Source organism: Streptococcus anginosus, assembly GCF_001697145.1.
Lineage (GTDB): Bacteria > Bacillota > Bacilli > Lactobacillales > Streptococcaceae > Streptococcus > Streptococcus hominis.
In genome coordinates, this window is sequence record NZ_CP012719.1 from 342335 (window position 1) to 355439 (window position 13105).

General features: G+C 36.3%; 14 protein-coding genes and 2 tRNA genes. 5 read left to right on the plus strand and 11 right to left on the minus strand.

What is annotated here, in order from left to right; translation table 11 throughout:
• Positions 1-29 precede the first annotated feature (29 nt).
• The 4 genes from SanJ4206_RS01705 to SanJ4206_RS01720 all read left to right on the plus strand — a co-directional run bounded on the left by SanJ4206_RS01705 (position 30) and on the right by SanJ4206_RS01720 (position 1895).
• A tRNA-Leu gene (locus tag SanJ4206_RS01705) sits at positions 30-115 on the plus strand.
• Positions 116-318: 203 nt separating this feature from the next.
• On the plus strand, positions 319-1200 hold the full coding sequence (locus SanJ4206_RS01710; RefSeq protein WP_003025917.1) for a class II fructose-bisphosphate aldolase: 882 nt from the start codon (positions 319-321) through the stop codon (positions 1198-1200).
• Between the two features lie 110 nt (positions 1201-1310).
• Positions 1311-1772 (plus strand): GNAT family N-acetyltransferase, encoded by a 462-nt coding sequence (locus tag SanJ4206_RS01715; RefSeq protein WP_003028461.1) that lies wholly within the window; start codon positions 1311-1313, stop codon positions 1770-1772.
• A 50-nt stretch (positions 1773-1822) separates the two neighbouring features.
• Positions 1823-1895, plus strand: a tRNA-Thr gene (locus tag SanJ4206_RS01720).
• Positions 1896-1976: 81 nt separating this feature from the next.
• On the opposite strand, the gene SanJ4206_RS01725 is transcribed toward SanJ4206_RS01720, so the two are convergent.
• From SanJ4206_RS01725 to SanJ4206_RS01770, 11 genes are all read right to left on the minus strand, one after another.
• The gene (locus SanJ4206_RS01725) at positions 1977-3122 is read right to left on the minus strand and encodes a tyrosine-type recombinase/integrase (RefSeq protein ID WP_157622009.1); all 1146 of its coding nucleotides are present in this window, start codon (positions 3120-3122) and stop codon (positions 1977-1979) included.
• A 59-nt stretch (positions 3123-3181) separates the two neighbouring features.
• The gene (locus SanJ4206_RS01730) at positions 3182-3529 is read right to left on the minus strand and encodes a DUF771 domain-containing protein (protein WP_106382556.1); all 348 of its coding nucleotides are present in this window, start codon (positions 3527-3529) and stop codon (positions 3182-3184) included.
• Complete coding sequence (locus tag SanJ4206_RS01735) at positions 3526-4731, minus strand: P-loop NTPase family protein (protein WP_157622010.1); 1206 nt, start codon at positions 4729-4731, stop codon at positions 3526-3528. Before SanJ4206_RS01735 ends, SanJ4206_RS01730 begins: the two co-directional genes overlap by 4 nt.
• Before the next feature lie 164 nt (positions 4732-4895).
• A complete protein-coding gene (locus SanJ4206_RS01740) occupies positions 4896-5435 on the minus strand; it encodes a hypothetical protein (RefSeq protein WP_157622011.1) in 540 nt (179 codons plus the stop codon).
• 3 nt (positions 5436-5438) lie between these two features.
• Complete coding sequence (locus SanJ4206_RS01745) at positions 5439-6509, minus strand: AAA family ATPase (protein WP_157622012.1); 1071 nt, start codon at positions 6507-6509, stop codon at positions 5439-5441.
• Between the two features lies 1 nt (position 6510).
• Positions 6511-6828, minus strand: coding sequence for a hypothetical protein (locus SanJ4206_RS01750; RefSeq protein WP_106382562.1), 318 nt, complete (start codon positions 6826-6828; stop codon positions 6511-6513).
• Between the two features lie 77 nt (positions 6829-6905).
• Entirely contained in the window at positions 6906-7127 is a 222-nt protein-coding gene (locus SanJ4206_RS01755; RefSeq protein WP_106382563.1) for a hypothetical protein, read from the minus strand.
• A gap of 349 nt (positions 7128-7476) precedes the next feature.
• Positions 7477-8610, minus strand: a complete 1134-nt coding sequence (locus SanJ4206_RS01760) for a hypothetical protein (protein WP_157622013.1) — start codon at positions 8608-8610, stop codon at positions 7477-7479.
• A gap of 41 nt (positions 8611-8651) precedes the next feature.
• On the minus strand, positions 8652-8813 hold the full coding sequence (locus tag SanJ4206_RS09835; RefSeq protein WP_187152429.1) for a hypothetical protein: 162 nt from the start codon (positions 8811-8813) through the stop codon (positions 8652-8654).
• 30 nt (positions 8814-8843) lie between these two features.
• Positions 8844-9230: a hypothetical protein gene (locus SanJ4206_RS01765; RefSeq protein WP_157622014.1), complete on the minus strand. Its 387-nt coding sequence runs from the start codon at positions 9228-9230 to the stop codon at positions 8844-8846.
• A 17-nt stretch (positions 9231-9247) separates the two neighbouring features.
• The gene (locus tag SanJ4206_RS01770; RefSeq protein WP_157622015.1) at positions 9248-11911 is read right to left on the minus strand and encodes an LPXTG cell wall anchor domain-containing protein; all 2664 of its coding nucleotides are present in this window, start codon (positions 11909-11911) and stop codon (positions 9248-9250) included.
• 149 nt (positions 11912-12060) lie between these two features.
• Between SanJ4206_RS01770 and SanJ4206_RS01775 the strand changes: the two genes are divergently transcribed.
• Positions 12061-12393 (plus strand): helix-turn-helix domain-containing protein, encoded by a 333-nt coding sequence (locus SanJ4206_RS01775; RefSeq protein WP_106382567.1) that lies wholly within the window; start codon positions 12061-12063, stop codon positions 12391-12393.
• Positions 12394-13105 lie beyond the last annotated feature (712 nt).

A 13105-nucleotide genomic window follows, 5' to 3' on the forward strand; every position in this document is an offset into this window, starting at 1 on the left:
ATCCTGTTATACTAATAAGGTACCCAATCGCGGGGATGGCGGAATTGGCAGACGCGCAGGACTAAGGATCCTGTGACCGCTTTAGGTCGTGAGGGTTCAAGTCCCTCTCTCCGCATCAGACAAGCTGGCTTTTGCCGGCTTTTTTGTTACTATAGTTATATTTTGTTTTGTCATTTTTGAAATATGAAGCAGGAAAAACAGTTTTATAAGAGAAAACGCTTAAAAGATTAGGAAATGCTGGTATTTTTTCCTAAAAAGTGATAAAATAAACAATGTAAATGGGAAAACCCATAAAAATAAATAGGAGGCCTAATACTAATGGCAATCGTTTCAGCAGAAAAATTTGTCCAAGCAGCTCGTGACAATGGTTATGCAGTTGGTGGATTTAATACAAACAACCTTGAGTGGACTCAAGCTATCTTGCGTGCAGCAGAAGCTAAAAAAGCTCCAGTTCTTATCCAAACTTCTATGGGTGCTGCTAAATATATGGGTGGTTACAAAGTATGTAAACTTCTCATCGAAAACCTTGTAGAATCAATGGGAATTACTGTACCAGTTGCTATTCACCTTGACCATGGTCATTATGAAGATGCACTTGAATGTATCAAAGTTGGTTACACTTCAGTTATGTTTGATGGTTCTCATCTTCCAGTTGAAGAAAATCTTGAAAAAGCTCGCAAAGTTGTTGAATTTGCGCATGCAAATGGCGTGTCAGTAGAAGCTGAAGTTGGTACAATCGGTGGTGAAGAAGATGGTATCATCGGTGATGGTGAATTGGCTCCAATTGAAGATGCAAAAGCAATGGTTGAAACTGGAATTGACTTCCTTGCAGCAGGTATTGGTAACATTCATGGACCATATCCAGCTAACTGGAAAGGTCTTCACCTTGACCACTTGCAAAAATTGACAGAAGCTGTTCCTGGATTCCCAATCGTACTTCACGGTGGTTCAGGTATTCCTGACGACCAAATCCAAGCAGCAATTAAACTTGGTGTTGCTAAGGTAAATGTAAACACTGAATGTCAAATTGCCTTTGCAAAAGCTACTCGTAAATTCGTTGCTGAATACGAAGCAAACGAAGCAGAATACGATAAGAAGAAACTCTTTGACCCACGTAAATTCTTGAAACCAGGTTTCGAAGCAATTACAGAAGCTGTTGAAGAACGTATCGACGTATTCGGTTCAGAAGGTAAAGCTTAATTGCGCTTACCAAATAAACAGGAAAATCTCGCCTTGTGCGGGATTTTTGTTGATTGTTGAATACATAAACATAAAAGATAAAAATTTGTTGGCAGGAATGGGAGAGAGGAATGGCTCAGATTAAAGAAATCAAGAAAGAGGAGCAGAAGTTAGCGATTGCAGCTGAGATTTTGGCTGATTTACCAGAGTGGTTTGGTATTCCAGATAGTACTCAAGCCTATATTGAGGCGGCTGGGAAACTTCGTGTCTGGGGAGCTTATGAAGGTGATGATCCGCTTGGTTTTATTAGTTTGTCCTATTCCAGTGAAGACTGTGCAGAGATTGACTGCCTAGCTATCAAGAAAGACTATCATAGACAAGGGATTGGATCAAAGTTAGTGAATATCTTGGAAATGGCAGCAAGACAACAGGTTGACTATTTACAAGTCAAAACAGTGGCACCGGGTCATTATCCAACCTACGATAGAACGAATGCTTTCTATCAGGCTCAAGGTTTTAAAAAATTAGAAATCTTCCCTCGGCTGTGGGATTCACATAATCCCTGCATGGTTTTAATCAAGAAAATTTCCTAAAAACTTCTTGACAAAAAAATTTGACGTGTTAGAATAAGAATGTGTTGAATGCCGATTTAGCTCAGTTGGTAGAGCAACGCACTCGTAACGCGTAGGTCGTAGGTTCAAGCCCTATAATCGGCATATTTGTGTGCTAGAAACCTTGTTAAATCAAGGTTTCTTTTGTTTTTGGTCAACTTTTGGTCAACCAGTAATCCACACTTTTTAAGCTATTGAAACGCCCTCTCCTGCTAGAAACTCTCTAACTTTGTCATTTTCTCTATCTGCTTTCTCTTTAATAAGATGACCGTAAGTCTCTGTGATTTGCTTAATGTCCTTGTGTCCCATATTCTTAGCTATGACCCAAATATCAATTCCTTGTCCTAACAGAACACTTGCATAGGTATGACGTAAGCCTGTTGAAGTCAAGTCGTAGGGTTGAATTTGGATTTTTCGTAATAGTGCTCGTAGGTACTTATTAACTGCGGTATTGCTCGGAACTCCGTAATGCGGATTGATGAAGATGAAGTTCTCATCATTTGAAAAATTAATTCTCTTAAAATACCGTTCTTGTTCATTCTTCACTGCGCAAAGAATGTGGAGTGTCTCATCATCTACAGGAATTTCACGAACGGATGTATCAGTTTTAGGAGGGCGCCATTGATATTTGGTACTATCGTAACGCCTATAAGTATAAATAACTTTTTCTTCCCATTTGATACAATCCCAAGTTAATCCAACAACTTCACCAAAGCGCATTCCCGTTTTAGATTGAATATATAATAAATAGGGAACTACACCTTTAGAATTAAATTTATTTTTAACTGCAATTAAAAAAGTACGATAATCACTTAGACTAGATAAGTAATTTTTGTTAGCTAGTTTACCTGGGGCTTTTCCTGTAATGATAACCCCTTTTGTAAAATCGTCTATTTTAATTTTATCTTGTCTTGCAAACTGAATGACCTTCCGCACTTCCGCATTTAAACGGCGAATGGTATCTTTTGTAACCTGCTTAGCATAGTCATTGATTGCAGCCTGATAATCACTGGATTTAATTGAGCTGGCTGGTTGATTTCCAAAATAACGCTTGATTACTTTTCCTCTTAGTTCATGTTTTAGCATAGTTGATTCACTTTTATTAAGTGGTTTTACACGTAGTTCAAACCATTTTTTCCAAAGTTCATACAAGGGGGTTAGCTTGTCTATCGTAACTCCTCTCATCAGCCTCAACTCAATTTCTAGTGCTTCAATTTCCGCTTCCCTTTTGGTACGAAATCCTGAATTGCTAGCGACAACTTGCTTATGTTTGTCAAAGACGCGATAGTCCCAAAGATTTTTCTTTCCTCTTTTTCTATATGATACTGCCATTTGATTACCTCTTTCTATGATAAAAAAGCGATAACCAAGATTTTGTCTTGGTCATTATATCACTTTTCTTTAAAAATTTCTGTAAAATTTTTTTCAAAAAATACTTTTGTTTTGCTGGCAAGGAAGAAATAACGTCCACCTTGATTTTCTGGATACTTGACAAAACCATTCGGATTTTGTTCAATATCAATTTTTTTGCGGATAGCGGGCTTATAGAGGACGTTCTCAAGTAGCCAAGGACGACTAACTGAAAGTAGGTTCAAAACCTCTGATAAGGTCATATAACGCCCTAAATCAGCCTGTTCTTTTAGTTCATGATATTTTTCTTTATTGACGACAATCATCGTCTCTGGAAGAGAAATATGAATGTGTTCCAAGTTTACAATTAATTCAGTTGTTTCTGTCATTGGTTAGTCTCCAGTTCTTTATTTTTTGTTAGTCTTGTAGTCTTTTCTGAAAAAATCAGAGCTTTCTCATGAGGGACGTTCTCGCTTGTTTGTACAGCTAGTTTCTTAATGTCATTTTGTGCCCATTTCTTAAATTGCTCTGTAGAAAAACTTAAGGTCGCATAATCATTAGAGGCATTTACAAAATGATAGACTACGGTTGAAATTCGTCTATAAAGCTGTTCAATTGGATCGCGCTGACGGTCTTCTAATCGTACCATTTTATTATATGCTTCTTCTGGTGAGAAAATAGAGGTGATATGTACTTCTGTCCACAAAGCATAGATGTTGGTATATCGTGCATGGATTTGTTGAGGGTATTTATCAAGTATTGTCAAAAGTTGCTTAAAACTCAATTCTCCTTTAAATTCATCTAAGAACAGAATCTGCTCCCCTTGGTAGTGGTCAAAACCACCATTTTGAAAATCAGATAAAACATATACTTCATCACGCCCATGTTCTTGTTGGAGTTGAATTTGTGCGTAGCTTTTGCCCGTACCAGATTCTCCATAATGCCAATAGACTGTCATCTGTTTTTCTGTAGGAACAGCTTTTAATCTCGTCTGATAAAAATGTTCTTTGATAAGTTTAGAGTAACGCCGAAAAGATAGGTTGGTCTCCATAATCTCTTCTGGTTTAAATCCTGTCTCTAATAACTCTTGAATTTGTTCTAAGTCTGTTCGTCTCCCCTGTTCATTGGCAAGAATATTTCCCGCCTCTTTCATGGGAACGATGATTGTATGGGCTTTTTCTTCATGTTTTCCTGTTTTATTTAGATAAGATTTAACTTCTTCTTTTGTTCCTTTAGTTATATCCACATGGATAGTTGGATAAAGCTTTTGAATGGATGACAGACGAACTTGCTGCTTATCTTCTAAAATCATATGGCAATGATGAACTCCTTTGTCTCCAATTTCATAATTAATAGCGCAGGCTCGCAGTTCTTCTTTTCCTTGCATCCAAAGCTGTATAAGATGTTGTACAATTTCTTCAGGTGAGTAGTTTATTTTTTCATCTAACTTTTCTCGGAAATCGTGAATGAGTTTTCTTGTTTTCTCTTGAAAACGTTCAGTATCGTCAAAGAAATCTGATTCTTTATCAAATAGCTTATCTACATTGTTTAAAGTAGCGCAAAAAGATCTTGATTTTAGTGTTGATTTCATGGAATGTTTCCTTTCCTAAAAATAAAAAAGCTAGTTATGCGGTGGCTCACGAAGTGAAAGCCACCAGCAATAACTAGCCAGTATAAATATATATTGTGGGGAAAGGTTAGTATTACCCTTTCCCCACTTCTGAGACAAAGACAGAAATGAGAAAAGGCGACTTACTAACGGGTCCCTTTTAAAATGAAATAATGCTTTCTTTCTTCAAAATCTGAAAAGCTAAAAGCAGAGTAGCTATTGCTTACTCGAGATCTAATTGTAGAAAGTTCCTGTTTCAACAAGCTATAGGCTTGTTCATCGTTTGGGATAGCTAGATACAAAGTAACTCTGTCTTTTGTATTGATTAAAACTACCTTTCTAGCAGCTTTATTATAGCTATGTAAATAACTTGGTTTTGGGGATGTTAAACCTTGAGCAGATGTTTGTGGGCTTGCGTCCTTTCGGATGAGAAAAAGCCACATTCGTACTGTATCAACAACTGAGAATAAGAAATAAGAGAATGTACATTTCTTACTTCCTTGTATCACCAAATAACATTCGAACAGCAGTGAAATACATGTTATTCCGAATAAAGAGAATTGTAGTGTTGGAAATTGCAAATGGAATGGAGCTGTTAGTATTGCTATGAGGAGCATAACTGTTTCAGTAACTAATAAAAGAACACCATTTAAGATGGTGTAGTGAATAAAATCTTTTAGTTTCATTCTTTATAATTCCTTTCGTGTAGTATAGTATGTTGGACATAGAAGCGGTAAGATTTGATACGGATGTTCATTGTCAATAATTTGAATAATACCCGTACCTTTACCGATTGGTATGACAATACCTTTAGGGTCTAAGTCAGGAAATAAAAACTGAGTTGTGTTTCGGTTAATATTTCCAATCTGGATTAGTACATTTGCTTGTTCTCGAACAGAGACAGGGATTGCAGTATGATCAAATCGTTGACTGACCAAGACTAAATGAATCCTAGTTGCTCGACCTAGTAAAGCAATTTGAGATAAGAGGGCAAAGAATGAATCTTTGATAGCCTTATTTGTTCCTTCAGAAATAGCCAAAACTTCATCAATCACAATCGTCAAATGTTTAAACAGTGTATTGGGTTTATCGTATAAAATAGCTTGACGTTGATGAATCTTTTCTAAACATTTACTCAAATATGAGTTAATTTCAGAAACAAAGTCGCTCTTGGAGTGATTGGGATCGGGGTGAATAACAGGAAGTCCGTGTTCCCTTGCCCAACGGCTAGGAGTATCAAACTTTGGATCTACAATAACTAAATCAGACCGTTCTTTTAGTTGTCTAAGTAAATAAGTCAACATATAACTTTTTCCTGACCCGCTATTTCCTGCAATAAGGATAGATGTGACCGCATTATAATTGAGTGATAGATTATCCATAAGAGGAATTTTCTTTTCTTTATGGGAAGCGGCATGACTGTCTAAGTCAGTAATGACCAATCGTTTGGATATTCCTTTTTTCCAAGGGAAGAAGAGAGCACGTTGGGTGCTGATTGATTTATTGTTTAGGGGGATAAAATAGGCGGAGTTTTGTTTTAACAAAGTATATTGAGGATAAAGTGCAGCGCTAGCAATTGAAAAAATTTTTTGATATAAGTCATCATCAACTACATAACCCGCAGGAAAGCGGGGAAGAAAGATGAAACCTTCTTCCCTAATCTCGCAACTGAAGCTGTTGTCGTAAGTCGTCTCTCCTTGGGTAGAAGCTCCCAATGCCATGTTTAAACATCGTTCGAGATATTCTTGAAGCACAGCCATATTATTCTACCTCGTTGTACCCGTTGGCACGGAAATAGATATTGTTTCTAACTTCACAAGCCACTAATTCATCAAAGGTGACGATTGCTTGAAAAGCTGGTAAGGCTATGTCTTCTGGGAATTTTACTTCAAAAGGAGGGAGCCCTTCTTGGACGAACCAAGCGGCATGACCTACAACCTTGTTTGTACGTTTTCCATCTACATAATCATATTTTTCTTCAGTCTCTGTACTAAGGCTGAAGAATGGGAGATCAGGGCTAAATATCTCATTAGCGAGTTGTTTTGAATATCCACCTTTTTTTCTGAATTTTGTTTTCATATAATTTCTTTAATTCCTTTCTGTATTTTCGTTGTGTTAAGTCATATGCTCGGTTTAACGTCATGAGCTGGACGTGCTTAGAGTTGTTTTAGATATTTGATAATGTTGTTATAAGTATTCTCAACTTCTCTGTAATTGAGATTTAACATCCCTGCTAGTTCTGAAAAACTTTTTTCATCAGTCTCATATCCGATTAGAATTTGTAATTCTATTTCTGATAATTGTGATAAATGATAAAATAGTTTTTTAAACTGTAGAGGTTGAGAGTTACCAATGGAAGAATAAATTTCTTTCAACATAATTAGGAACTCCTTTCATAAGCGAAACGTAGATTTGTTTCTTTCACAAACACAACTCAGGAGTGTGAGGCGTAGCCTCATAATCAGGCTCGCGTGAGCGAGCCCGTAAGCGTAAAGCGCAAAATAATATACTGCGAGTGTTAACGAGCAGCACACGAAATCAAATGAAAATAAAATTTTAGATATAAAAAAGCCACTAGAACTAAATAGTTCTAACAGCTTTATACTCCCAATTAAAGGAGTTGATTTTAAAAAACAGACTGGTATAGTTTTGCTGTAAATATAGAGCTACATTCTTCTGTTTATAGTAACGTGTGATTATTCTTTTGTCATCCATCAAAAGAGGTAGTTATTCAATCTTTGAATAACCAGTTAACTCTTTTTCTATTGAAGAAAGATTGTTATAGTGCATCCACCAATCTAACTCTCCAAGATGCTCTAAATCACTAATATTAATTGTATTATTTGATAGTGTAAGATTATCAAAGGATACAAACCTATATTCGACATCGGTCTTAATGCGATCTGCCATCTTGCTATTTGTTGTTGTTACCACTTTAAAAACGACTTTTATAGAAATCAGATTGTCAGTATCACTTTTTACATACGAAGAAAGCTTTTCAATTTGATTGGTGATGCGCTCCACCGAGCTGTCATAATCCTTATTTCGTTTCCGAATAAGCTCTGTTGCGCGCTTTTCAATTTCTGCAAGATTTTTTAAATCAGAGATATTTTTTAGCCCTTTAACCTTAAGAGTTATTTTCTCATTCATGTTGCGAATTGCAAGACCGTACTTCTTAACGTGGCTTCTTGCTACATGTGAGTAAGTAACAGTAATCTTATCACCATTTTTAAGTTTATTTAGCGTATCACTGCCTTCTTGAATCGCAAGCACATTTGGGTTATAGTTGACTCTACTACTGCCTTCAAATCCTTCAAATGTGATTGGATAGTATTTCATCGTTTTTTCTAAGGTTGCATCTGCATACTCTTTCAGACCGGATACTTTAAAGGTTTTTTTCTCTGATTTTATAGGTGAATCTTTGAGAGAAGACGAAATGGTATAAGTAACAGTATCACCATTTTTTAGATTTTCCGTTTTATCAAAACCAGTTGTGATACTCAGCAAAATTTTTTGAGCTTTTACAAATTTTTCCGCATTTTCGAGTGAAGTTTCAACGATTGCTTTAACATTTGTTCCTTGCATAATACTATCAATCGTTTGCTTATCAAAACCTGATTTTTGATAGACAATTCTACTGATTTCATTTTTTAAGGCTGTATCATTCATCTTAACTTCACCATCATCCGAATAGCCGACAAAGCTTGGTTTAACTTTGTTTATAACGCTAACTGGGCTATTGAATTGTACAATTAAAAAGACAAGTATTGCAAGAATAGTAGTAGCACCAATTACCACCGATATAGTATGCTTTTTTATAAAGCTGATCAAAACCCGAAGTTGTTCTTTTGCTTTATCCATAAAATCTCCTTTTTAAGTAGTTTTGCTAAATCAATAAACCTTTATTTTCTACGAAAAGAATTAATCGCTGAAATAGTTGAGCTGGCCGCTGCTTGACGGGCAGAACGGGCAACATCTTCCTGTAAAGAACGAATTTCTTCTTGAACAGATAATTGGTCTTCTTGAAAGTGTTGATTTTCTAAAACGTTATAGGCTTCTTTCAAATTATCTGCACGCCCTTCATCAATTAATGTTTATAAGCGATAGATGTCATGGTAGTTATAAAAACGCTCAGGGAAACCTTTTGCTCCTTCAATGTAAGCAGGATTCGATACTTCGGTGTTACACTGATTATTTGCTTCATCAAATTCTTGTTGAGCAGGTGGTAGCATAATAACATATTTTAAAACGATAAGAGCGATAGCAATAGCTGCAAATATTAATGCAGTCCGTACTCCGCTTGAGTCCATCATAAAGAAAAGTACTGATAAAATTGGAAAGATAATAATGGATTTTCCGAAACTATTCTTTACTTTTGTTAGTTTTTGTTCAGCAGCTGCATAACGCTGTCTAGCTTTAGCCATAGGAGCTGTAATTTGTCTTAAATCAATAAGATATTGTAGTATTTCTTCTTTATTCATAACTTTTTCTTTTCTATTTATTTTTCTCTTTTCCGCTTTGTACCTGCTACTCCTAAACCAGTTAAGGCAAGCATTCCACCAAGTACAGCCATAGACAGGGAGCTGTGTTCTCCTGTTTGAGGAAGAGTTTCTTTTGTATCTTTTGCATAAACAACAGGAACAGGTTCTTGTTTTACTGAAGGTGCAGAAATTTTTGTTTCAGTTGCTTTTGGCTGAGGTACTTGATTCTTTTCTGCTTTTGGTTGTTCAGAAGGTTTATTTTCTTCTGGTTTCTTAGATTCATCTTTTGCTTTGTCAGAAGGTTTGCTTGGGTTGGATGGCTTGTCATCTTTTGGTTTGTCAGAAGGTTTGTTTTCTTCTGGTTTCTTAGATTCGTCTTTTGGTTTGTCAGAAGGTTTGTTTGGGTTAGATGGCTTATTGTCATCTTTTGGTTTTTCTGGTTCCGGTTTGTATTCTGGCTTGTCGTTGATTGGAGCATCGTTTGGAATAGCGGCTTCGTTGTAATCAATCAGTACACCGTCTTTGTAAACAGGAACAGCTTTGTGTCCGCGTTCTTCAATAGCGATTTTCTTTGCTTCTAGTAAGTCTGCTTGGCTTGGCTTGTATTCTGGCTTGTCATTGATTGGAGCATCGTTTGGAACTTTTGCTTCTGTATAATCAATTACTACACCGTCTTTTAAGACTGGAACAGGGAGATTGCCGCGAGCAACAATATCATTGTATTTATCTTGTAAGTCTTGTTTTGCTTTGGCGTTGACAAGAGACAAGTAATCTTTCTCTGCTTTAACAGCCTTTTCACGAGCAGCAGCCAAATCAGCTTCCTTTTCTTTTAAGGTTGCTTTTGCAGCAGCTAGTTTTTGTTTTGCTTGTTTTTGAGCGACTTTTGCCAAGTCCAATTTGTCTTGAGCTAGTTTCAAGCGGTTAGCTGCGTCACCAGCTTTTGCTTTTGCAGCAGTAAGGTTTGCACTGGTAATTGCTAGGCGATTGTTCGCTTTAGCCAATTCTTGGTCAGCTTGGTCTTTAGCAACTTGGGCTGTTGCAACAGATTCAGCAAGGGTTTGCAATTCTTTAGCAGAAGAAGCTTTGTAAGCGTCTAGCGCTTCTTGGGCGGTATTATCTACGATTTCTTCGTCATAAGAGTAAGTGATGTTTGCTTTTGGTAGCATCTTAGCCTTTTCTTGACGATAACCCTTAGAAGCATCAGAGAAATTATTTGGCAAGTGCAATTCGTTGAAGCCGTCAATGTTGGTGAAAGTTTTTGGAAATACATAGTTCTTTTGGTTAGCATGAGAATCTGTAAAACGACCAATCATGTAAACATGATAAATGGTATGTCCATTTGGTAGCTTTTCAGCTTTTAAACTAATACCAATACCTGCAAGGTCATTAGCACCAAGTAATGTTTTTGCGTGACCCATTGGTTTGTTAGTGGCACCTGCGTCTGCTAAGAAGGTTTGAACAATATGATAAGCCATTTCTTCATCACTAGATATGTTCATATGATTTGAAAATTCACCAAATTTCAAATCACCTGTAGTACCTGTGGTAATGTCAAAGTTGTAAGCAATTTCGTTTCCTTGCCACAAAGCGCCGAGTTTTTGTAACTCTTCTTGGCGTTCTTTATTGAGCTTTTTGTACTTAACTTTCTTGCCACGGAATTCTGTTTCTACTTCATCATAAAGAGCGTCAGTAGGGTCAGCTGTTGGGTCATTTTGATGTGCTTTGTACCAATCAATGAGCCATTGTGGTGCTTTTACTCCTCCGTTAAAGTAATCCATTGGTTTGAGATTAGATTGATGAGTTAGTAAATCACGATCTGCATTTTCTTTTGCACGAAGATTAGCAGCAGCATTTAAGTTTTCATTTTGTTGAGCTTCAATATTGTTTCCATTGAGATTACGAGCTTTGTTGATGTATTCTGTTATCAAACGTTGAATGTTTTGAATGTTTGGTGTGTAAGATTTAACAGCACCAGATTCTTTTAATTCTTTTGTTTGCTGTTTATTCAATTTTACATTGATGTCTGTTGAACCTTCGGCTGGTTGGATATCACGAATACCTTCCGCTTCTGATTTCGGAGTGTCAGCTTTACGGTAACTGTTAACATTTGCATCTTCAAATTTTGAATCTTTAGTTGGATCGACAGTTTTTGTAATGGTTTTTGGATGAGCTTTGGCATCAGTAGCAGTTTGTTCCAATTCAGCCGTTTTCTTTTCTACTTCGGCTTTCTTAGCAGCTTCGGTAGCTTTTGCAGCTTCTAATTCAGCCGCTTTCTTTGCTTGTGCTTGTTCAGCAGCTTCTTGTTGAGCTTTGGCTTCTTGTTCAGCAACGAGTGCTTTTTGCACATCTTCTGCGTCGCTTTCTTTTGCGACTTCGTTGACATGTGCTTCTTCTTTGGCAACAGTGTTATTAGCCGTTGCTTTTTCCGTTTCAGCTTTGGCAACATTTTGTTTTGCTTCTGCAACAGGAGCTTCTGCTTCAACAGCAGCTTTAGCGGTTGTTTCTTTTTCAACTTTAGCAGCTTCTATTTGTTGGTTCGTAATGGCTTTTGCTTCTTTAGCAACTTCTGTTGTCGGAGTTGTAGAAGCGGTTGCTTCATCAGCGTGGACGACACCGATACCAGATGCAGCAGCTAGTGTAATTGCAGTAGCGCTTGTGAGTTGTTTAGTGAGTGCTTTCAATTTATACCCTCCTTTAAAGGTTGCTTTTTTCTTAACGTAAGAATTGTAGCATATTTTGACAACTTTGTAAAGTTGATTATAAATATTTAAACCTTTAAAGAAGTTACAAAATCTCTATTTTATCTGTATGATGATATAGAGGAAAAAAGATGACAGAATTTGACTTACAAATGTTTATTGCTAAGCGGATCCGCCATTTGCGGCTGAAAAAAGGGATGACTCAAGAGGAACTAGAAGAAAAAGCAGACCTTGGAACAAACTATGCTTATAAACTAGAGCATCTCAATACTAATATCAAGGTTAACACACTTCAAAAGGTTATCAAGGCACTTGATACTGATCTTGCGACCTTTTTTGACTTTAACGTGAGTGATGAAAATCCTGATATTATTGAGTTAATCACAAACCTTAAAAGGTTAACTAAAGAACAGCAAGAAGCAGTTATTCAGGCTATGAGCCTCTTGATGAAACAGATGAAATAGAGTTCATTGCTTTATATACAATAAAGAATGGGGAATTCTTGTGCCGAATTCCCCATTCTTTCATGAAAAGCCACCTATATTATAGAAGATACAAGCGGCTTGTACATATTTAACTAAGTTTTCGTTTTTTTTTTTTGCTCCCTTCTAACACCTTGTGCAAACTTCACAAGCAAATTATTTGACAAGTGAATTTGAATTAGGTATATATAATATAGATTAAGAATTTAATTCTTAATACTTAATCTATTTTTTCAAAAATAAAATCTTTGAGTCTGAGCGAAGCTCATATGCTTCAGGCTGTACAGCCTGAAGCCGCGAAATTTAGAGCTAGAACCACTAAATTTAAAAAAGTATACATTTAGTATTAAGAATTAAATGTTCGCTTAGCAAAGCTAAGCGAAAGGGGTTAGTCTGTACAGACTAACCCCTAAATAGAAGAAAAGAATTTTCTTCCGCTTTGGCTTAAGGGGAATTTTATTCATTTAACAGCTAGATTAATTTGAGAATAATTTAAAAGACTTCGCTTTAAAAATTTAATCGAAGTCTTTTAATTATATAAAAACTAATTTTTTAATCATCAAAAAGTTGCCCTATTCAGAAATAGTTTTTACATTATGACTAAAGATGCTTTAAAATTGTATTCATCCAGTTGGATTTTGCAGGCAACAACCGTAGCATGTCAACTTGCTTGTTTTAATAAATAATGCTAGTA

Excerpts from the sequence above, each read along its gene's own strand:
- SanJ4206_RS01710 (WP_003025917.1), top strand. The coding sequence starts at position 319 with ATGGCAATCGTTTCAGCAGAAAAATTTGTCCAAGCAGCTCGTGACAAT.
- SanJ4206_RS01715 (WP_003028461.1), top strand. The coding sequence starts at position 1,311 with ATGGCTCAGATTAAAGAAATCAAGAAAGAGGAGCAGAAGTTAGCGATT.
- SanJ4206_RS01725 (WP_157622009.1), bottom strand. The coding sequence starts at position 3,122 with ATGGCAGTATCATATAGAAAAAGAGGAAAGAAAAATCTTTGGGACTAT.
- SanJ4206_RS01730 (WP_106382556.1), bottom strand. The coding sequence starts at position 3,529 with ATGACAGAAACAACTGAATTAATTGTAAACTTGGAACACATTCATATT.
- SanJ4206_RS01735 (WP_157622010.1), bottom strand. The coding sequence starts at position 4,731 with ATGAAATCAACACTAAAATCAAGATCTTTTTGCGCTACTTTAAACAAT.
- SanJ4206_RS01740 (WP_157622011.1), bottom strand. The coding sequence starts at position 5,435 with ATGAAACTAAAAGATTTTATTCACTACACCATCTTAAATGGTGTTCTT.
- SanJ4206_RS01745 (WP_157622012.1), bottom strand. The coding sequence starts at position 6,509 with ATGGCTGTGCTTCAAGAATATCTCGAACGATGTTTAAACATGGCATTG.
- SanJ4206_RS01750 (WP_106382562.1), bottom strand. The coding sequence starts at position 6,828 with ATGAAAACAAAATTCAGAAAAAAAGGTGGATATTCAAAACAACTCGCT.
- SanJ4206_RS01755 (WP_106382563.1), bottom strand. The coding sequence starts at position 7,127 with ATGTTGAAAGAAATTTATTCTTCCATTGGTAACTCTCAACCTCTACAG.
- SanJ4206_RS01760 (WP_157622013.1), bottom strand. The coding sequence starts at position 8,610 with ATGGATAAAGCAAAAGAACAACTTCGGGTTTTGATCAGCTTTATAAAA.
- SanJ4206_RS01765 (WP_157622014.1), bottom strand. The coding sequence starts at position 9,230 with ATGAATAAAGAAGAAATACTACAATATCTTATTGATTTAAGACAAATT.
- SanJ4206_RS01775 (WP_106382567.1), top strand. The coding sequence starts at position 12,061 with ATGACAGAATTTGACTTACAAATGTTTATTGCTAAGCGGATCCGCCAT.